The sequence below is a fragment of the Flavobacterium sp. PLA-1-15 genome, assembly GCF_049060005.1.
GTDB lineage: Bacteria > Bacteroidota > Bacteroidia > Flavobacteriales > Flavobacteriaceae > Flavobacterium.
Window position 1 is genome coordinate 35,469 of sequence record NZ_JBMGQS010000003.1, and the last position, 16,673, is coordinate 52,141.

Annotated in this window: 27 protein-coding genes and 1 tRNA gene; 22 read left to right on the plus strand and 6 right to left on the minus strand. The window is 37.3% G+C overall.

Going from position 1 to position 16,673, the window contains the following annotated elements; genetic code table 11:
- Window positions 1-4: 4 nt before the first annotated feature.
- The 3 genes from ACI6PS_RS03425 to ACI6PS_RS03435 all read left to right on the plus strand — a co-directional run bounded on the left by ACI6PS_RS03425 (window position 5) and on the right by ACI6PS_RS03435 (window position 1,363).
- Window positions 5-622: a Crp/Fnr family transcriptional regulator gene (locus tag ACI6PS_RS03425; RefSeq protein ID WP_421011150.1), complete on the plus strand. Its 618-nt coding sequence runs from the start codon at window positions 5-7 to the stop codon at window positions 620-622.
- Between the two features lie 78 nt (window positions 623-700).
- A complete protein-coding gene (locus ACI6PS_RS03430) occupies window positions 701-982 on the plus strand; it encodes a hypothetical protein (RefSeq protein ID WP_421011151.1) in 282 nt (93 codons plus the stop codon).
- Window positions 983-1,363 (plus strand): group III truncated hemoglobin, encoded by a 381-nt coding sequence (locus ACI6PS_RS03435; protein WP_421011152.1) that lies wholly within the window; start codon window positions 983-985, stop codon window positions 1,361-1,363.
- A 4-nt stretch (window positions 1,364-1,367) separates the two neighbouring features.
- Here the strand turns inward: ACI6PS_RS03435 and ACI6PS_RS03440 are convergent.
- Window positions 1,368-1,439 (minus strand) — tRNA-Arg (locus tag ACI6PS_RS03440).
- A 153-nt stretch (window positions 1,440-1,592) separates the two neighbouring features.
- On the opposite strand from ACI6PS_RS03440, the gene ACI6PS_RS03445 reads away from it, so the two are divergent.
- Complete coding sequence (locus tag ACI6PS_RS03445; protein WP_421011153.1) at window positions 1,593-2,327, plus strand: hypothetical protein; 735 nt, start codon at window positions 1,593-1,595, stop codon at window positions 2,325-2,327.
- Here the strand turns inward: ACI6PS_RS03445 and ACI6PS_RS03450 are convergent.
- The 4 genes from ACI6PS_RS03450 to ACI6PS_RS03465 form a co-directional block, all read right to left on the minus strand.
- Entirely contained in the window at window positions 2,324-3,322 is a 999-nt protein-coding gene (locus tag ACI6PS_RS03450; protein ID WP_421011154.1) for a DNA cytosine methyltransferase, read from the minus strand. The genes ACI6PS_RS03445 and ACI6PS_RS03450 overlap by 4 nt on opposite strands.
- Before the next feature lie 293 nt (window positions 3,323-3,615).
- Window positions 3,616-4,029 (minus strand): lipocalin family protein, encoded by a 414-nt coding sequence (locus tag ACI6PS_RS03455; RefSeq protein WP_421011155.1) that lies wholly within the window; start codon window positions 4,027-4,029, stop codon window positions 3,616-3,618.
- A gap of 64 nt (window positions 4,030-4,093) precedes the next feature.
- A complete protein-coding gene (locus ACI6PS_RS03460; RefSeq protein WP_421011156.1) occupies window positions 4,094-4,525 on the minus strand; it encodes a hypothetical protein in 432 nt (143 codons plus the stop codon).
- A gap of 314 nt (window positions 4,526-4,839) precedes the next feature.
- A complete protein-coding gene (locus ACI6PS_RS03465) occupies window positions 4,840-4,965 on the minus strand; it encodes a hypothetical protein (RefSeq protein WP_421011157.1) in 126 nt (41 codons plus the stop codon).
- An 85-nt stretch (window positions 4,966-5,050) separates the two neighbouring features.
- Between ACI6PS_RS03465 and ACI6PS_RS03470 the strand changes: the two genes are divergently transcribed.
- From ACI6PS_RS03470 to ACI6PS_RS03535, 14 genes are all read left to right on the plus strand, one after another.
- Window positions 5,051-5,245, plus strand: coding sequence for a hypothetical protein (locus tag ACI6PS_RS03470; protein WP_421011158.1), 195 nt, complete (start codon window positions 5,051-5,053; stop codon window positions 5,243-5,245).
- Entirely contained in the window at window positions 5,242-5,688 is a 447-nt protein-coding gene (locus ACI6PS_RS03475; RefSeq protein ID WP_421011159.1) for a hypothetical protein, read from the plus strand. Before ACI6PS_RS03470 ends, ACI6PS_RS03475 begins: the two co-directional genes overlap by 4 nt.
- Window positions 5,685-5,936 carry a hypothetical protein gene (locus ACI6PS_RS03480; protein WP_421011160.1) on the plus strand — a complete coding sequence of 84 codons (252 nt, stop codon included), beginning with the start codon at window positions 5,685-5,687 and terminating at the stop codon, window positions 5,934-5,936. Before ACI6PS_RS03475 ends, ACI6PS_RS03480 begins: the two co-directional genes overlap by 4 nt.
- Window positions 5,933-6,157, plus strand: coding sequence for a hypothetical protein (locus ACI6PS_RS03485; protein ID WP_421011161.1), 225 nt, complete (start codon window positions 5,933-5,935; stop codon window positions 6,155-6,157). Before ACI6PS_RS03480 ends, ACI6PS_RS03485 begins: the two co-directional genes overlap by 4 nt.
- A gap of 92 nt (window positions 6,158-6,249) precedes the next feature.
- On the plus strand, window positions 6,250-8,010 hold the full coding sequence (locus ACI6PS_RS03490; RefSeq protein ID WP_421011162.1) for a hypothetical protein: 1,761 nt from the start codon (window positions 6,250-6,252) through the stop codon (window positions 8,008-8,010).
- Window positions 8,011-8,081: 71 nt separating this feature from the next.
- Entirely contained in the window at window positions 8,082-8,306 is a 225-nt protein-coding gene (locus ACI6PS_RS03495) for a hypothetical protein (protein ID WP_421011163.1), read from the plus strand.
- A complete protein-coding gene (locus ACI6PS_RS03500) occupies window positions 8,293-8,535 on the plus strand; it encodes a hypothetical protein (protein WP_421011164.1) in 243 nt (80 codons plus the stop codon). The genes ACI6PS_RS03495 and ACI6PS_RS03500 overlap by 14 nt, the downstream gene beginning before the upstream one ends.
- Window positions 8,536-8,541: 6 nt before the next feature.
- Window positions 8,542-8,892, plus strand: a complete 351-nt coding sequence (locus tag ACI6PS_RS03505) for a hypothetical protein (RefSeq protein ID WP_421011165.1) — start codon at window positions 8,542-8,544, stop codon at window positions 8,890-8,892.
- 11 nt (window positions 8,893-8,903) lie between these two features.
- A complete protein-coding gene (locus ACI6PS_RS03510; RefSeq protein WP_421011166.1) occupies window positions 8,904-9,332 on the plus strand; it encodes a hypothetical protein in 429 nt (142 codons plus the stop codon).
- A gap of 20 nt (window positions 9,333-9,352) precedes the next feature.
- Complete coding sequence (locus tag ACI6PS_RS03515) at window positions 9,353-9,514, plus strand: hypothetical protein (protein WP_421011167.1); 162 nt, start codon at window positions 9,353-9,355, stop codon at window positions 9,512-9,514.
- Window positions 9,515-9,809: 295 nt separating this feature from the next.
- Window positions 9,810-10,058 carry a hypothetical protein gene (locus ACI6PS_RS03520; protein ID WP_421011168.1) on the plus strand — a complete coding sequence of 83 codons (249 nt, stop codon included), beginning with the start codon at window positions 9,810-9,812 and terminating at the stop codon, window positions 10,056-10,058.
- Between the two features lie 11 nt (window positions 10,059-10,069).
- Window positions 10,070-10,198 carry a hypothetical protein gene (locus ACI6PS_RS03525; protein ID WP_421011169.1) on the plus strand — a complete coding sequence of 43 codons (129 nt, stop codon included), beginning with the start codon at window positions 10,070-10,072 and terminating at the stop codon, window positions 10,196-10,198.
- 2 nt (window positions 10,199-10,200) lie between these two features.
- Window positions 10,201-11,352 carry a DNA cytosine methyltransferase gene (locus ACI6PS_RS03530; protein WP_421011170.1) on the plus strand — a complete coding sequence of 384 codons (1,152 nt, stop codon included), beginning with the start codon at window positions 10,201-10,203 and terminating at the stop codon, window positions 11,350-11,352.
- Window positions 11,349-12,068 (plus strand): DNA methyltransferase, encoded by a 720-nt coding sequence (locus ACI6PS_RS03535; RefSeq protein WP_421011171.1) that lies wholly within the window; start codon window positions 11,349-11,351, stop codon window positions 12,066-12,068. Before ACI6PS_RS03530 ends, ACI6PS_RS03535 begins: the two co-directional genes overlap by 4 nt.
- Window positions 12,069-12,085: 17 nt before the next feature.
- On the opposite strand, the gene ACI6PS_RS03540 is transcribed toward ACI6PS_RS03535, so the two are convergent.
- Window positions 12,086-12,910, minus strand: a complete 825-nt coding sequence (locus tag ACI6PS_RS03540) for a hypothetical protein (RefSeq protein ID WP_421011172.1) — start codon at window positions 12,908-12,910, stop codon at window positions 12,086-12,088.
- Between the two features lie 181 nt (window positions 12,911-13,091).
- Here ACI6PS_RS03540 and ACI6PS_RS03545 point away from each other — a divergent pair, with 181 nt between their 5' ends.
- The 4 genes from ACI6PS_RS03545 to ACI6PS_RS03560 all read left to right on the plus strand — a co-directional run bounded on the left by ACI6PS_RS03545 (window position 13,092) and on the right by ACI6PS_RS03560 (window position 16,640).
- Entirely contained in the window at window positions 13,092-14,594 is a 1,503-nt protein-coding gene (locus ACI6PS_RS03545) for a hypothetical protein (RefSeq protein ID WP_421011173.1), read from the plus strand.
- Between the two features lies 1 nt (window position 14,595).
- On the plus strand, window positions 14,596-15,444 hold the full coding sequence (locus ACI6PS_RS03550) for a hypothetical protein (RefSeq protein WP_421011174.1): 849 nt from the start codon (window positions 14,596-14,598) through the stop codon (window positions 15,442-15,444).
- A 27-nt stretch (window positions 15,445-15,471) separates the two neighbouring features.
- Window positions 15,472-15,999, plus strand: coding sequence for a hypothetical protein (locus ACI6PS_RS03555; protein WP_421011175.1), 528 nt, complete (start codon window positions 15,472-15,474; stop codon window positions 15,997-15,999).
- Window positions 16,000-16,067: 68 nt separating this feature from the next.
- Window positions 16,068-16,640 (plus strand): hypothetical protein, encoded by a 573-nt coding sequence (locus ACI6PS_RS03560; protein ID WP_421011176.1) that lies wholly within the window; start codon window positions 16,068-16,070, stop codon window positions 16,638-16,640.
- The last annotated feature ends 33 nt before the right edge of the window (window positions 16,641-16,673 follow it).

A 16,673-nucleotide genomic window follows, 5' to 3' on the forward strand; every position in this document is an offset into this window, starting at 1 on the left:
TTTAATGGAGAACCACAAAGCGCCCATTATTGACGAGAACTTGCTTTTGCAATTTGGAGCTCGGACTAAAAGCTATTCCAAGGGAACCATTATATTTAATGAAGGTGATGTTGCTAAATATTATTGGCAGGTTCAGAGTGGCGAAGTCAAGATGAACAACTTTAACGATGAGGGAAAAGAATTTATCCAAGGCATTTTTATCAATGGCGAAAGTTTTGGAGAACCACCGTTACTGCTTTCAAAAAATTATCCTGCCAATGCTGTCGCCTTAACAGATGTTGTATTGTTGCAACTCTCCCAATCAGTATTTGTGGAACTGCTTCACGAACATCCCGAAACAGCCATTGCCATCAGCACCCGGCTTGCGAACCGATTGTACTATAAATCGGTTATGGCATCTGAGATTTCTTCCCAGGATCCGGAACATCGGCTTTTAAAACTCATCGACTATTTGAAATTGCATGTGGAAGAAATCCCTGAAGACGAAAAATATTGCGTTACCCTGACCCGACAACAACTGGCTGATTTGACAGGTTTACGTGTCGAAACCGTTATCCGCTCCATAAAATCCTTAGAGAAAAAAGGAGCCTTGATTATTGACCACAGAAAAATTTTCAGATAATTTCCCTTTTATGATTTAAGTCATAAACTGCCTCATGCCTCGGTTGTAATTTTACATAGAATTTAAAATCAAATAGTCATGAGCACATATAATAATGTTTTTGGAGCGTTTCAAAGAGGGTTTATCGGATATTGCACCTTGGGTGTTTTGGTACAAAGCTGTATGGGATCTATCGCCGCAATGGCCATCCTGCAAAACGGAACAAGCGTGCCAAACATGGTGCAGCTTTTTCTTGTAGTAGCATCTTGTATGGCCTTTAACGGAGCAGTATTAGCACAACAAAAGCCTAAAGTTGTCTTTAATATATTGATCTGGAGCATAGTATTGAGCACTGTCCTTTCAGTGATAAATTTTTTATAAATGAAGGAAATCGAAAACAGGGAAGATGTTTCACTAATCGTCAGGAGTTTTTATGCCCAAGTAAGGACTGATGAAACATTGGCACACATCTTCAACAACATCATCACCGACTGGGAAGCGCATTTGGAAAAGCTCACCGACTTCTGGACGATGCAATTGTTTGGCGGAAAAATCTATAACGGAAATCCAATCAAGGTGCATCAGGAAGTAGACGACCAATCAAATCATGAAGTTACGGCTTATCATTTTGGCACCTGGCTCAACCTATGGTTTGAAACTATTGATGCCAATTTTACAGGAGAAAACGCCGACACACTAAAGCGTAGGGCTAGAAAAATGCAAACCGTCTTGATGGTTTCGATGTATGAAAACAGAAACTAAGTTGTGATCCCGCCAAGAATCGAACTTGGATCTAAAGTTTAGGAAACTTCTATTCTATCCGTTGAACTACGGGACCAAAAAGTCTAACATTGCTGTCAGACTTTTTTATTTGATTGTAAAAATCGAATACAATTTAGTTAAAAATAAAAAGACTTTGAAACGATTTTTGAGAAAACTATTTCCTGTTGAAATAAAATTTATTGTACATTTAAAAAAATATACGCCAACTATGAAACTCAAAGAAGACCTCAACAATTACAGTTTAACTTCCCGAAAATCGTTTGTAGGTATTCCGGTCGATGAGGCTATCATAGGGCAATCTTTTGAATTTGCTTATGAAATGGCCTATGGAGAAGGTTTTCATAGAAATTGCAGGTCGGGCGGGCAATCGTCCAGAAGCAAATCCGAAATCTTCCAGAATACTTTTCAAGGAAAAATGGCGGAAGGGATTTTATATGAAAATTTAAAAAAGCAGGGCATCGAAACTGAAATGCCCGATTTCAGCATTCATGGAAAAGGAATCTGGGATGATGCGGATTTGAAAGCAAACGGAAAAACCATCTGTATCAAATCGGCCGCTTTCTTTTCAAATCTGTTGCTTTTGGAAACAAAGGATTGGGACAGTGAAGGACATTATATTCCCAACATCACCCACCAAGATGCCTCCCATTCTTATGATTATTTTGTATTGGTTCGCATAAAACCCGACATCAAACTGGTACTGAAAGACGGTGTCGATGATAAAGGTGTATTACTGCAGAAAATAAAGGCAGAAACGTGGCTCTATGACGTTCCGGGTTGTTGCAGCATCAAAACCATACAGCACATTATTGCTAATGAGTGCGTACTGCCACAAAACGCCATGCTGAATGGCAAGACCAAGATGGATGCTTCCAATTATTACATCCAAGCAGGATTGTTATTTCCGATAGAATTATTATACGAAGCACTTCACAAAATCTAAGCAGTGTGTTGCGCTTGATTTTTATCTTTTCTGGAACCAACTTGATTCAATACTTCGAATATCTTCGTTGCCAACCTTTCAATAACCGGAACGCTTACGGAATTTCCGGATTGCTTATAAAGATGAGAATTGGCAATTCCGGGAAGCTTGAAACTCTCTGGAAATCCTTGAAAGCGGAAACATTCTCTTGGGGTTAGTTTTCTGAATCCGAAATTCGTTTTAATCAAAGGGACATTGTGTCCGCCAGAACCCATATTTGCTGTGAGCGTAGGGCAAACATTGGATTTGTTTTCCCTCACATACTGGCGCCTGAATTGATAGACGGTGTCGTCACGCTTCATTTCACTTTCCAGCATCGGAAACATATATTTGTCTTCCCTGTAATAGAATTTTTCATCTACTTCCTCATGGACGAGCACATCTTTTATGGTTTTGGTCAGTGCTTCCTTCTCTGGAAATTCAAATTTAAAACCTTCCTCCCGAAGAAATTCTTCATCAAAGGCAATCATAAAAATCCGTTCCCTGTTGTGGGGTATGTTGCCGAAATCTTTAGTATTGAGCACTTGCTCATCGAATGTATAACCGCGTTTGCGGATTTCGTTTCGGATGACTTTAAAGGTATTGCCGTTGTCGTGGCCCACAAGGTTCTTCACATTTTCCAGAAATATCACCTTTGGTCTCATGGCATCTACAAAGTCCAGTATCTTGAAAAAATGATTACCTCTGGTATCTTCGAAGCCTTTCCTATATCCAGCCACAGAAAAAGGCTGACACGGGAAACCTCCCGCCAAAACATCTACCTTCGGCAACGTAGTAGCATCGATTTGCATTACATCGCCCTCAATTAACGGATGCTTGAAGTTTTCTCTATAGGTTATACAGGCATTCTTGTCAAACTCATTGGCCCACTCCATCTTGAATCCTGCATTTTTGAATCCTAGACATATTCCGCCCACCCCTGCATAAAGACTGCCAACCGTATATTTATCCTTCATCTGTCTGTATTTTTATAGATGGCTAAAATAAGGTATTTGTATAAATTATCGAAAGGAACCTCCCTGTTAAAAAATTGATTCCTTAGAAAATGGCATAAAACAAAAAATCCTGACCATTTCTGATCAGGATTTTGCTCCCCCTCTTGGGCTCGAACCAAGGACCCTCTGATTAACAGGGACACTCTGAACGAAAAGAACATTTTAAAACGCTGATTATTAAGCTACAAAAAATCTAATGAACGTTTTTTTTAATATATTTTATTTATGGTATTCGCTTTTTTATTCACGGTTGATTAGTTGGTTTTAATCCAAGTTCTCGTAACCTTAATAGGTCCATCCATTTCATTTGTTGTCATTACTTCTCCTGAAAAGGATATATCATTTAATATTACAGTTTCATTGTTAACCGTTATACTGCAACTATTACCGGATAAATTATAAGTGCCTAATAGTATGTTTTCTTCACATTCGTTTTGAGCATTTGTACTATTAACTTCTGCAAAAAATTGTTTTAAAGGATTACTAAAGGAATAGGTATTTTTAAGTTCGCATTCAGATAAAGTTACAGGGGTGTTGTTGTTTTTTTGAGAAACATTCCTCCATTTACCTGCAATTTGTTGTTCGATATTTACACTCTTATCCGAGTCATCAGAAGAACATCCGAGAGAAAATGTAGCAATCGCGATTAATAAAATAATTTTTTTCATTTTGTTTATTTTTTAAAATTAAGCACCAATGTAATAATTTAATTGTAAACTTTCCACTTGATTATCACGATGCGTTTTGTTTTCCCATTTTGGTTTCTAACAAACTATAAAGTTTTTCTTTATCTTTTATTAATTCTATCTTGTCTTTTTTTAATTCGGCTACCTGGTCTTTTAAAACTTCAATAATGTCATCATTATTAGTTGGCTCGTTTACAACTCCAAGTTGATTTTCATCAACAGTATAATTAATTTCTTCTTTGCTAAGCAACATCTTACCTTTTCCTGTGATTAACCAGTGTAAATTTAATTGCGGATAATTAGTAATTATTCTTTCTATTGTGGTCGAACTTAAGCTACTTTTTATTTGATTACCTCTAAAATTAGCACTCGTAACATCAATTTTATTGAAAAAATCAACTTTTTTAAAACGTTGATTATCAATAAAATACATTACTCTTTCTTTAATAAATTCAAATTTTGGTAATTTTTCTTGCATATATGAAATTATTATTTCACTTTTGTCCTGTCCAACGTTACAAAACCGTTACATAAACGTGACGTTTCCGTGACGGAAACAATAAACGAAGATAGCTAAAATTTTGCAACCAAAAAGGATAATTTTTAAAGGAAGAAGTTTACAAAAAGGCAATAAAAAGCCTTTTGCAGAAACGTAGTGTTTATGCAATCAATTGGGTGCTTCATCCCGCTTTTTCGGGATGCAAGGATTGTGCCACAAAAGAAATGTTAAGTTCATTAAAATATTGAAACCTCTATAAATGCAAGAACCCCGCTTTTGGCGGGGTTAAAATGTTATTCTTTCAGAATCGCATAGGCAATGATCCCGAAAGCAATTGCTAATAGCAAAGGCTTTTCGTTCAGACTGCTTTTTGCAACCGTAAGAACAACGCTGTCAGCTTGAATACTTATACTATTCATAACAAACGTGCCGAGATTTTTAAGAATCGCTTCTCATTCTGTCCCGGCAACGCAAATATAGAGGTTTCTTTTAAAGACAATTATTATGGACGAAAAGAAAATATTACAAAGAATCAACCAGCTGGAAATGTTTGCCGGGTTGATTATAAACGAAGCTACAATGCTGAAGCAGGAGTTATCGGGTGTGGTGTCCGATAACTCCCCTCAAAAGGGGAAACTGCCAGCTTCTGAAATTGCAAAAGTTTTATCTAACCGTCACCAAAAAAGGTCAAAGCTATGAACAAGGTTGTAAAATGGTTCTCGGATAATTTTTCAAAATCTACGCACAAACTTGATGTTGCTGCACAAAACAGGAAGTTGCTTTATGAATCTTTGGAACTATGCTATTCCGCACATAGTATTTCTAAATTAAAAGACCTTCTAAATAATTCCCTAAAAAGCTTCACAGTTGAGCAACGCATTAGATTTTCCTTGGAAATCGTACAGCGTGAACAAATGATAGAATACAACAAAAGGAAGCTGAAAAAATGCTATTACACGGCTACTGAGATCAACGAACTTTTACAGAATACAACAAGGCATTTCCAATGCAATGCGATCCAACTTCACATTAACCAGCATCGTGAGATTTATGTACACAAAGGCGACGACCTTTCCAAATACTACAAGATGGTTGAGGATCGTAAGGCATTTTTAATTCCCGATATAGAAGTACAGCTATGAGTCACTTACCATTTTACAATCAGATTCCTGTACTGGAGAAACAACCCGTTGCAAAACGTGTTGTTGAAAAGAAGCAAAGAACGGCAAAGGACAATAGGCGCTATTATCTGCATCAGAAAATCAAAGGATTCTTCGAGTATGATGCCCGTAAAAGAACGGTACAACTGCCTAGCGGTACAGATGAAAATGATACGCTCAAGGAACTGAAGCTTAAACACAATTATTCAATTCAATCTTTTATAGAATGATAAACAAACGCCAAAAACAAAAAATCATCAAGGCATTTGGCAACAACTACAGCCAGCCAATAATATTGCTATTGAACCGAGCGAAAATTACGAACCGTGATGGCAACCCCTACTCCAGCGAAAGCATTCGCCATATAGTGGGCGGTAACAGAAATAATGAAAGGGTAGAAAAGAAAATTCTGTCTGCGGCCGAAAAGAAACTCAGCAAAACAAGGGTATAAACCCATAAAATACCTACATGGCAATTATGCAAACTCCCTAGAAGCAAAGGCAATCAATGATATTGCCTTTGCCGAAAGGTTACCAAAAACTTATGAGAACAAACAAAAACAACACGTTGCACCCTAACGTTTTTCAAATTGCAAGCAACCTGCTTGGAGTAGAAACACGATCGCAAAAGGAACTGAAAGAAACGGTTGCTATTCAGATAGCCATCCAACCGGACGTTTCAGATAAGTTGGCCGCCGTTTATCCTGCCATCATCGAGGAAGCCTTTTCCGGCACGATGGACAATTACAGGAAATACGTTGCGCTAAAGAATTTTCAAGTAAGCGAGGAAAACGGACTCATCCAGGAGTGGAACAAAACCGTTAGGAAATTCAAAAAGGAAAACCTTGCAGCTCTTACTGAAGTACAGCTGCAGTTCTCCAAGCAGTTCCCAAAGACACATAAATCACTCGACCCGACTACCTACAATGCAAAGGTGGATGATTTCGTAAAGGAATACGGAATGCTGGTCCAAAAGAAAAAGATGCTTACCATAAAGCCGACAGCTGAGCTTGTTTTCCAAAATATGCTGTACATCTACAACCAGCAGTTGATGAAACGCAACGAGCGCTATATCAAGAGCCACATCATTACCAAGACACCTATCGAAGCATTCAAGATAAACGCCTGGAAGCTTACGCAATTGAAAAGAAACGGCATACAGAGCCTAAACCTTTGCCGTAAGACCATCCTAAACCACCGTAAACGCTTCGAGGAGTTCGGCATTTTGCAGGACTACCATTTCAAAGGCTCAAAAATGGCAGTCGAGGTGCAGATAAATCCTGAGATTTTGGTTTTAAAGGACATTTATAACCAAAAATTAATGCGTGCTGAAAATCAACCTGTTACCCCTCTAAGTGGGAAAATAGTTCCTAATGAGAATGAGAAGTTCACTAGAACTTTTATAAAAGAGGAAGAAATGAATGAGAAAGTTGAAAACTCTTCTCTTGATAAGGAGTTCCCTCCGGTCACGCCTTTTATTTTTTCTTTAACAGGAACACCTACTAGCAATATGCAAGTTCAAACTACGGGGGCCGCCGCGGATGTTAAAGTTTCGCAAACTCCCTCAGATTTTGCTTTGGCGACGATTATTCCAGACAGCGAACTCGCCACCAGGTTGCAAAACCGTGAGTTTGTAAATTATAAACCCATCGATATTAGATTCTTACACCGTCTAGCCTACAACGGAACTTTGAGCCGTGAAGAATTTTATGACGTTGCGATGATCGACTTTTTCAAGTCATTGCAGAAAAACATTTACAAAACACAAGCTGAAATTTATTTCGGTTCCTGGTTCAACGCCATCAAGTTTTTCAGAAAGCAGCGCTGGCAGTTATTCAACGGCGATTGTTTCCAACCCCAACACATTTTTGAAGAAATTACTCAATACCGTTGGCGCATCCAATGGGCGAGAAATTGGTTTGCCAAACATCCTACATTCAATCCATTATATCCAAATATGTACCTCGATGTTACCCGAAAAAATAGCAAGGAAGTGGGATTTGAGTACACCAAAGTCAAATGGAAAATGCAACAGGATGATAACGATAAGTACGACAAACTGCTCAAAAAGCAGGAAGCCGATGCAAAACGCCGAGGAATACTAATCAACCACAACAAAAAAATGCAGATGGCGATCAATAGGTTCTTTAAAGATAAGATAACGCTCACCAGCTTGTACGATTATGTTGAAAAGAATCTTCCTCCGGAATATTTACAACGTTTGCCAGATCTCATACAGACAAAAGCGTTGGCAATAAACAAACAGACCGTTGAAGTGAAATACAATTTGGGCGATTTTTTATAAAGTCAGATTTCAAAAAGTACACTTTTCAATGACAAGTATATAAAAAGTACACTTTTTTAATGCAAAACAAGATGATTAAGAAATCAACCATCATCCGAAACCTAAACGAAAAGCAGATTAAGCAGCTGCAGGAAGTCCAGGAGCGGAACAAGATAAAATCAACATCAAAAACATTCCTCTTTGTCCTCGATAATTATCTCGATCAGCAAAAGGACATTGAAAGGTTAAAACGCATAATTGATTTGAAGCAAAAGAAGATTGACAACTTAAAATCTGAAAACGATGCCAGTATTTGAAAAGGGAAAAAGCAGGGTCAAGATGGTGGTCCTGCGAAGTGGAAAGCATCCCCCGATAACGTGGTGGAGCATCATCGACAAGGACAATCAAAAGGTGGAAAGGATTTGCGAAAGTATGCTGAGGCGTTTCAACAATTATTTAGGAACACACCCGATGGTATTGCCAACAATCAACAAGATCCATTTTTACGAATGGGGAAAATTCATAGGAGAAGCAACTGTAAATTAGAAATTTATGAAATTAATCAAACTATCGAAAGTCGAAAAAAAGGAATGCGAAGTATTGCAAAATGCAGTCGTACAATTTATGAATAGCAGAAATAAGAAGCTTCGAGAATTAGCTACGACAAATCCGAATGAGTTTTTAAACAATCTGTTGTTGTTTGATAATGCCAAACGTCTGTTTTACTTTTTTAGAGGAAAAACCGAAAGCCTAAAAAAAGAATTTACACTGTCCTTTAACGTAGGCGAAGCAATCGTGATGATGCAGATTTGCGACGAATTCGCATTCTTTTTTGATGATTACCACTCACATACGCTTCGTAAGACCAAAGAAATAATGTTTCAACAGATAATTAATCTATAACAAGGAAAACAATGAAAATAGTTAAAAGTATTGAAGAATTAATCGAAGTCCTAGGTATTAAACCTGGTGATAAAATTGAAATAACTGGATCACAACACTACAGAGATTATAAATTAGAAATTGACTTTATTCCTGCTGATAAAATGGAATTAGAAGCTATAATAGCTACAGCTTCTGATGAGAACTTAATGAAAATGGGTGTTTGTCTTTGGACTACTTACGATGACGAAATACAGGATAAAAAACCTTTGAATGAAATGTATTTAACCCCAGGACAAAAACATTTTCTTTTTCCAGCTGAATGGTATGATTCAATTCCTAACGGGTTTGAAATAATTGACATTTATGGAAATAAAGTAAAATTTGTTCAAGGTACAACTGATAGAGATTCACGTTTCGGTTGTCTTTCCTTCGGTTTCATTAGAGATTCAAAACAGTAACCAATTAAAAATTAATAAATATGGCATTCCCTAAAAACCCTCAACAATGGTCCGTTAAGAAAAACGGAAAAACGGAGCAACAAGCCGTTGCAATCGCAATGGACAAACTGCAAACCTTTGAAAGCAACCTAAAGCGTGACGACACCGAAACGCATTATGTTTTCAGCAAAATCAGAGGTTAAAAATTAGTACGGTTCTCAAAATTATTACAAAGATGGAAAACACCAAAAACAAAAAAGTACCCTATTCATTAACGAAAAGCCAACTTTATAAGTTGTGTTTTCCTGTACCCGAAAATACGGTCAAGAAACGTATAAACGAAATAATCTTTGAGAACCGCTCTAAAAATTATAAGCACTGTCAAGGCTTACCAAAGCATAAGATAATCAACTGTCGGTTTGTCGAGAAAGCTGAAATTAAAGAATACTTTGAAACGTTCGGTTTGCCCGACGGTTTGGAGTTTTAATACTTGAAATTATGCCAGCTGTAAAATCAAAAAACAGAACCAACGTACAGATAAACCGTCACTTTATCATACGTGTATTGGAGAATCCAAAGGAAAACCCAATAAAAAACACCGTTTTGACATCTGCAAACAAGCTTTCGAAGTACCTTTTGGATGATGAACTTAAAATAAAGCTGTTTGCAAAGGTTTTAGAGGGCGGTAAGGATAAATACACCTTTCTAATAAGAAGTCGCCTTAAAATTGATTTTTGCTCAAAATAACTTTTGCCATTATGGAAACAACAAAAACACCACGTTGGAAATATGCTGTTTATTGCCTTTTAGGTTTTGCCGTTTGGTTGATACTTCTTTGGCTTATCATCTACTTTATGCTTTGGGTTTCCGAATATGTTATAGGATAATTATGTACTCAAAAGAAATCAATTTGCTCGACTTGTTTTCGGGAATCGGTGGCTTTGCAAAAGGTTTGGAAGATGGCGGTTTTGTCATCAACCAGCATTTTTTTAGTGAGGTCGATAGACACCCAATTGCCAATTACCAGTTTAATTTTAAAAATTCAGTTTATGCAGGACCAATACAGTCTGTTTCAGGACCATCACTCCCACAAGTGGACGTTATCACTTTTGGAAGTCCTTGCCAAGATTTCTCAATTGCCGGGCAACGTGCAGGACTTGACGGCCAAAGAAGTAGTTTGCTCCTCGAAGCAATTAGGCTCATTACTGAGAAAAGACCATCGTTTTTTATATGGGAAAACGTTAAAGGAGCATTCTCCAGCAACAATAGCGAAGACTTTTGGGCGATCCTCCAGGCGTTTGCCAACATTGGGGGTTATAACATCGAGTGGCAATGTGTTAATACATTGTGGCTTCTCCCCCAAAATCGGGAGCGGATATACCTTGTCGGACATCTTGCAACACCCGGACGAGATTTTGCCCCAATATTTCCTATCACAAAAGATGATCGATTATTTAATGAGCAGAAAGCTTCAAGAAAAGGACAACCACAAACCGAATATAGTGGAACAATCAGCGGAGATATTTACAGAGCAGACAATACTTTTATAAGGATTCCCGAAATAGCAGGAACGCTAACAGGCGGTGGCAATAGTGGCGGTTTGCATAGTGATATGACAACAATAAGAGTAATCAACACCCAGCCGAGAAGTGGCGACCCAAAAAAAGGCGGTACAGGATTGCTTGAAAAATTCGATGAAACATATTGTTTGGACACAAGCAATTCAACTGCGATTCAAATAGAAAACGAGCGATACAGGAGGTTGACAGAAATAGAATGCGAACGATTGCAGGGTTTTCAAGATGATTGGACCAAGAAAGGTCTTTATTTCAAAAGTAAAAAAGTAATCAAATACCTAGATAAAGAGATATGGCTTACTCCAACGGCAAAAGGAATTATCTATAAGCACGCTTATAAAAATTTCATTAGAGTAGAAAGGGAAATCAAGCAAACCAACCGTTATAAGATGATTGGCAATGCGGTAACTAAATTGTTTCCTCAGATCATTGCACAACAGTTGATTGAAAATTATAAACTATGAATACACAAAAAACTTCGATTGTTCATAATATAGATTGTATGGAATATATGAAAACAGTTCCCGACAAATATTTTGATTTGGCAATAGTAGATCCACCTTACGGAATCAATGCACCAAATATGCAGATGGGTACACATACGACAAGAAAAGGCGATGGGTATCCGGCTGAAAGTGTAGCGACTAAATTGCGAAAAGGAAGATTGAATAGTGGTGGAGGTAAATTAAAAAATCGCAATCTAAACACGATGGATTTAGATTGGGATTTTGCCCCCCCCTCTAATGAATATTTCAAAGAATTATTTAGAATTTCCAAAAATCAAATTATTTGGGGAGGAAACTATTTTGATTTACCACCAACACGATGTATTATTTGCTGGGATAAAATGCAGCCGTGGGATAATTTCTCGCAATGGGAAATGGCTTGGACATCTTTTAATAAGCCTGCAAAAATGTATCGAATATCTAATACTGGTGGTGGAAATAAGGAAAAGAAAATTCATCCAACACAAAAACCAGTAAAGTTATATGATAATGTTTACAATGATTTTGTAATTGAAGGTATGAAAATAATAGATACACATCTTGGTTCTGGAAGTAATCGAATTACAGCCAGTAAACTAAATGTTGAGTTTGTTGCTTGTGAAATAAATCTGCGACATTATCTTGATCAAGAAAAGCGGTTTAATAATTATTTACAGCAATTTTCATTGTTCTAAATAATATAAATATTTTTTCACATGTTTATATTTCTTATAAAATGATATCCCTTTTCAGTTAAACGAACATTTCCTGTAACATTTGCAAATGCAAGATCTGCTTTAACAAATAATGCAACTATATAATTATCTAAATTTAATACTTCTTCATCATTATTTATAGATTCAAGTAATACTCTCTTATCAATATTTTTTTCGATATATTTAAGAATGTTATCCTTGCTTTCAATAGAAAAATCAGATAATAACTCTATTATTTCGATATTACCTTTTAATAGACTATTTGTTGCTTTATTAGATTTAAGAAGATCGTCCCTGTCATTTCTTATTTGTTTAATCGATTCATTTGATGCTATTTTATCAAGATTATTAGCTTCAAGAGCTTCTGTAATACTTTGATTTTTGATCTTTATATCTTCATTTAATGCTTCAATTAGAGATTTTAACTCGTTTATCTCACTTGTCCCAGCCCTTAAATCGGCTAATTCTCTTTCATTCAAAGCTTGCTTTTTACGCAATCCCATATTATTGTCAATAGTTTTTTCTTTAATCTTATATTTCTCAGTATTAGAATAACCTAAAATTCTTCCTATAAATAAATTTATGTAAGGCAATGCAATTACATAAAGTACTGCTACTATAAATGGAATTATCATTGCCCAAACATTGCAATAGTAAGTATCAATAATTTGGATTTTGGATTCCATAATTTCATCGGAGAATAATAAAATAAAAATTGGTCTCCAATTGAAAAGTATAAATGATATGGTGAACGAACCCAACAAAGGGTTTTTAATTCTTTCTGAATAGGAATCAACTAGGCTTTTTATAAATTCTCTCATAATCAACATCTTGTTTTTGGTTCTCAAATATAAAAATTTAAGTCAACCAAACCACACTAAACAACTTTAAACCAACTTAAAGTCAACGAAAGTCAACCAAACCCAACGAAAGTCAACGTTGGGTTTTTTTATGCAACAAATTTGCTGTCGATAGTTTCAACAACAAAAACAATTTGCAAGTATGAGTAATGTGGACAGAGAGTTATGGCGGCCGATTGAACCGGGAACGGAATTCGATCACTTGTTGCCAAAAACTTTCTGCGATCCAACTTATGTAGGCGAGGGTTTGACAGACTTTTCCATCCAAGCGATGGAAGATAATATTTTAGAATATGCCTGGCAAACCGAAGACCTCGCTGATGTTCTGCAAAAGCAAACATTAAATAGCACTTGCCTTGCCGTTCACGAATTTCTGTACAAACACATTCAGTATTTATCTGATAAAAACGACCAGTTGCTGCGCTCGCCTGCTTGCTCCTGGTACACAAGAAAAGAAGGTATTGACTGCAAGTCCTATTCAATCTTCGCAAGTTGTTTGTTGCTGAACCTAGGTATCACGCATTATATCCGAAAGATAAAGCAACCGTGGTACGAACCCGAAGAATACACCCACGTGTATGTAATCGTACCAACGGACCAAACAAACGGTTCGTTGAGCAAAGGCTACCACGTGATCGACGGAACAATTAGAGAAAATAAAGAACCAGCCTTTATCGGCTTTAGCGATTTGAAAATGAGCGGAATGAAACATTATTCACTAAATGGAGCAACCAACGGTTTAAACGGTGGGATTTCGCTTTCTGCTTTGAAGGATCTTACCAAAAGCATCAACCTTAAAAGTTTGAAAAGCATTTGGAGCGCTATTGACTGCATAGGTGGTTCGGGTTTTACAGACAGTATGTCAAGAACTTCACTTGCCAATATCGACAAGTTTTATCAAGATTGGTTTTTAAGATTCAATACAGCCATAAAAGAAGACAATTCACAATTAACTTCATATTTGGTTGCTGAATTTAAAGGAAGAAGTACAGCGTGGCTTGCAGCATCAGAAAAGAAAAAAACGCAGGATTACAATTCCTGTACAACCAAAAGAATCCAAGGAAATATTTTCGCTTTCAAGTTCTACAAGGAAGTCGTGGGAGCGGTTTTAGATGCCTATATGGATGAATATTTCAATAAGGTTTCGGGAACTTTTCCACAAGACACAACCTTTTCTAATGAGGGTTCAGAAGCGCCACCGTTTAGTTTTCATTACACATATACACAACCATATTTTGTAAACACACAGCCAAAGCAGTTATACACTCCAAACATTCAAAAAAGCATTCCTGCATTTATTCCGCCTCAATATGTAGTGGACCAAGCAAACGTTGGTCAGCCAATAAACTTAGACACTGTTTTAAACCTTATCGAAACGGCTGGCAATGTTATCAGAACGGTTGCACCAGCTTCGGGCGGTGGAACAAAACCGGGTGTGATTGTCGGAGGAACTAAGCCAATTTTTGACGGATCAGTAAAGTACACTCCGGGAGGTGCAACAACCAAAACAGCAGGTCTAGGAACAATCGCAGGATGGGGTATTGTACTAGGTGGATTGGCGTTTGCATTTTCAAAAATGGGAAATGCTGGACCAGGAGCAAAAGCTACTAAAACGAGAAAATCATCAACAACAAAATCAAAATAATATGTTTCCAGCTGTGCAAAATAATACTCTCGTTGCTTTAAATGGCTTAAATGGTCGATGCGGATGGATTTGCAGACGCTTGAAAGACATTAGGGGAATCGCTGCAGAAATCCCAATTGTGGGAAACTTTATCAATGCTTATGTTGATACCGCCCTTTCAATTGTTGCTGCTGTTGATGACGTTTTAGGTGTTGGAGCAATGCAAAGGCGAATAGGTTCATCTATTGCAGATGATTACGAGCCTACGGTTGCAGAAAACTTGGTTTTAGATGCTTTTATGGTAAAGCTTAAAGTTTTCTATGCTGATGCAGCAAATCAGATTGGGCAAGCTTTTGCTAACAATAATTTCGATGTTCAACTGCAACAAATCAATGATGGTTTGTTGAAGCTTTGCATTATCAAACAACACTTTGCAACAAAAGAAGTAAAAGGTTTATCTCCCGAAGCCGTGGCTTTGAGATTGAAATTTTTAGAGGAAATCATAAAACCGATTGAGGATTTGATTGAGAAATCAGTTGCGGTTTATGAAACCAAGATAACTCCTCAAAATTACACATACACCCTTAACAGTTCAAATTTCGCTCCTTTTGCCAATATGTTAAATCCAGTACAAGCACCAGGAACTTTTAGCTGTATGAAATATGTAGATAGCGGAATCAAAAACAACGCTCCCGGAGCAACCACAAATCCAACGGTAACAGTTCCAGGAACAACAACTCCGGTAACAACCAATCCAACAACCACAACAACAAAAAACAAATCGTTGTTGACACCAAGAAACATCCTGTTGGGAGTATTGTTGCTGTACGGAGGTTATGAACTCACAAAGGACGACAAGAAAAAAAAGTAAATCAATTATAAATAAATTTTCAAGAACATGTTAAAAAAACCATCACAAAAGACAATAGTTGATGCCGCCGTTTTGGTTGGTTCAGCTGTCGGCGGTGCAGCACTTTCAAGAGGCGCATTCGGAGCGATTCCGTTAACGCCACCTGCATCGGGTACAGATTACAAAAAGATTGGTGCAAGGCTCGCATTAATTGCAGTTGGTATCGCTGGCGCAGCTTCTATTAGTGGCAACGATGCCGTTGCGACTGGAGCAAAAGGAGCATTGGCTGGTGTAGCCATTCAACAAGGCTTAGACCTTATCGCTGATTTTGCGGCCGCTTCTCCAAGTGCAACTGCTTTGACAAGCAGTACCAACAAGATTTCTCAATTCAAGGCTAGAACTTTAGGATTGAATTGTGCGTGTGACCAAAAAACCTATGCTTTGGGTAAGCCAAGACGTAGAGCCTTGAGAGCGGTTGATACTTCCGAGTATGGAAACCACGGTTATCAGCCTACACTTTTGGGAACTGATACAACAGTAAATGGATTGGATGCAATTTTCGCTAAAGTAGCCTAATTCCAATTTAAAAAAGAAAAGAAAAAGAGTTTACAAAAATCAATTTTAAAAATTAATACATAGAAATTATGTCACAGAGAGTATTAACGAATGCAGAAGCTTTAACCTATTTGGCTTCAATCAAGGCTGGAACATCGCTTCCAAGCGTACAAAGTAGAGTTATCAAAGCAAAAACACTTTACATCGCTGGAGCAAGCACAGGTTTAGCGGCAAATAACGGGCAATTGGTTATCCCTTCGTTGGTTCCAGAAGTTGGTGTTACCAATTTACCGAAAGGAAACACTTTACCAAAAGGAACTAATTTATTGGTATTTGGGGTAAGAGTGTTGTTTGAAACAGGAGCTGGCAAAACGACAAAGGATGCAGATTTTAAATCTGAAGCACCTGCCAACTGGAAAAATGGAGAATTGAAAATCTCTCAAAACGGTACTGGTGTTTTATTTGAAACTTCTGGAACTGATGTTACAAACTTTAGAGCATCAACTGGTAATGATGATGATTTCAGAGAGGTTGTTCCTTTCTTGATCCGTTCTGAAAGTCCTTATTCAATTGAGGCTCAATTGGCTTCGGCTGGAGCTGCAAATCAACTTTACAAAGTAGAGTTGAGAGCGATTGAATTTGTTGAAACCGACAAAGCATAATCCTGATAGTAGTTTGAGTTGTTTAAAAAGCCA

Excerpts from the sequence above, each read along its gene's own strand:
- ACI6PS_RS03425 (WP_421011150.1), top strand. The coding sequence starts at position 5 with ATGGAGAACCACAAAGCGCCCATTATTGACGAGAACTTGCTTTTGCAA.
- ACI6PS_RS03430 (WP_421011151.1), top strand. The coding sequence starts at position 701 with ATGAGCACATATAATAATGTTTTTGGAGCGTTTCAAAGAGGGTTTATC.
- ACI6PS_RS03435 (WP_421011152.1), top strand. The coding sequence starts at position 983 with ATGAAGGAAATCGAAAACAGGGAAGATGTTTCACTAATCGTCAGGAGT.
- ACI6PS_RS03445 (WP_421011153.1), top strand. The coding sequence starts at position 1,593 with ATGAAACTCAAAGAAGACCTCAACAATTACAGTTTAACTTCCCGAAAA.
- ACI6PS_RS03450 (WP_421011154.1), bottom strand. The coding sequence starts at position 3,322 with ATGAAGGATAAATATACGGTTGGCAGTCTTTATGCAGGGGTGGGCGGA.
- ACI6PS_RS03455 (WP_421011155.1), bottom strand. The coding sequence starts at position 4,029 with ATGAAAAAAATTATTTTATTAATCGCGATTGCTACATTTTCTCTCGGA.
- ACI6PS_RS03460 (WP_421011156.1), bottom strand. The coding sequence starts at position 4,525 with ATGCAAGAAAAATTACCAAAATTTGAATTTATTAAAGAAAGAGTAATG.
- ACI6PS_RS03465 (WP_421011157.1), bottom strand. The coding sequence starts at position 4,965 with ATGAATAGTATAAGTATTCAAGCTGACAGCGTTGTTCTTACGGTTGCA.
- ACI6PS_RS03470 (WP_421011158.1), top strand. The coding sequence starts at position 5,051 with ATGGACGAAAAGAAAATATTACAAAGAATCAACCAGCTGGAAATGTTT.
- ACI6PS_RS03475 (WP_421011159.1), top strand. The coding sequence starts at position 5,242 with ATGAACAAGGTTGTAAAATGGTTCTCGGATAATTTTTCAAAATCTACG.
- ACI6PS_RS03480 (WP_421011160.1), top strand. The coding sequence starts at position 5,685 with ATGAGTCACTTACCATTTTACAATCAGATTCCTGTACTGGAGAAACAA.
- ACI6PS_RS03485 (WP_421011161.1), top strand. The coding sequence starts at position 5,933 with ATGATAAACAAACGCCAAAAACAAAAAATCATCAAGGCATTTGGCAAC.
- ACI6PS_RS03490 (WP_421011162.1), top strand. The coding sequence starts at position 6,250 with ATGAGAACAAACAAAAACAACACGTTGCACCCTAACGTTTTTCAAATT.
- ACI6PS_RS03495 (WP_421011163.1), top strand. The coding sequence starts at position 8,082 with ATGATTAAGAAATCAACCATCATCCGAAACCTAAACGAAAAGCAGATT.
- ACI6PS_RS03500 (WP_421011164.1), top strand. The coding sequence starts at position 8,293 with ATGCCAGTATTTGAAAAGGGAAAAAGCAGGGTCAAGATGGTGGTCCTG.
- ACI6PS_RS03505 (WP_421011165.1), top strand. The coding sequence starts at position 8,542 with ATGAAATTAATCAAACTATCGAAAGTCGAAAAAAAGGAATGCGAAGTA.
- ACI6PS_RS03510 (WP_421011166.1), top strand. The coding sequence starts at position 8,904 with ATGAAAATAGTTAAAAGTATTGAAGAATTAATCGAAGTCCTAGGTATT.
- ACI6PS_RS03515 (WP_421011167.1), top strand. The coding sequence starts at position 9,353 with ATGGCATTCCCTAAAAACCCTCAACAATGGTCCGTTAAGAAAAACGGA.
- ACI6PS_RS03520 (WP_421011168.1), top strand. The coding sequence starts at position 9,810 with ATGCCAGCTGTAAAATCAAAAAACAGAACCAACGTACAGATAAACCGT.
- ACI6PS_RS03525 (WP_421011169.1), top strand. The coding sequence starts at position 10,070 with ATGGAAACAACAAAAACACCACGTTGGAAATATGCTGTTTATTGCCTT.
- ACI6PS_RS03530 (WP_421011170.1), top strand. The coding sequence starts at position 10,201 with ATGTACTCAAAAGAAATCAATTTGCTCGACTTGTTTTCGGGAATCGGT.
- ACI6PS_RS03535 (WP_421011171.1), top strand. The coding sequence starts at position 11,349 with ATGAATACACAAAAAACTTCGATTGTTCATAATATAGATTGTATGGAA.
- ACI6PS_RS03540 (WP_421011172.1), bottom strand. The coding sequence starts at position 12,910 with ATGAGAGAATTTATAAAAAGCCTAGTTGATTCCTATTCAGAAAGAATT.
- ACI6PS_RS03545 (WP_421011173.1), top strand. The coding sequence starts at position 13,092 with ATGAGTAATGTGGACAGAGAGTTATGGCGGCCGATTGAACCGGGAACG.
- ACI6PS_RS03550 (WP_421011174.1), top strand. The coding sequence starts at position 14,596 with ATGTTTCCAGCTGTGCAAAATAATACTCTCGTTGCTTTAAATGGCTTA.
- ACI6PS_RS03555 (WP_421011175.1), top strand. The coding sequence starts at position 15,472 with ATGTTAAAAAAACCATCACAAAAGACAATAGTTGATGCCGCCGTTTTG.
- ACI6PS_RS03560 (WP_421011176.1), top strand. The coding sequence starts at position 16,068 with ATGTCACAGAGAGTATTAACGAATGCAGAAGCTTTAACCTATTTGGCT.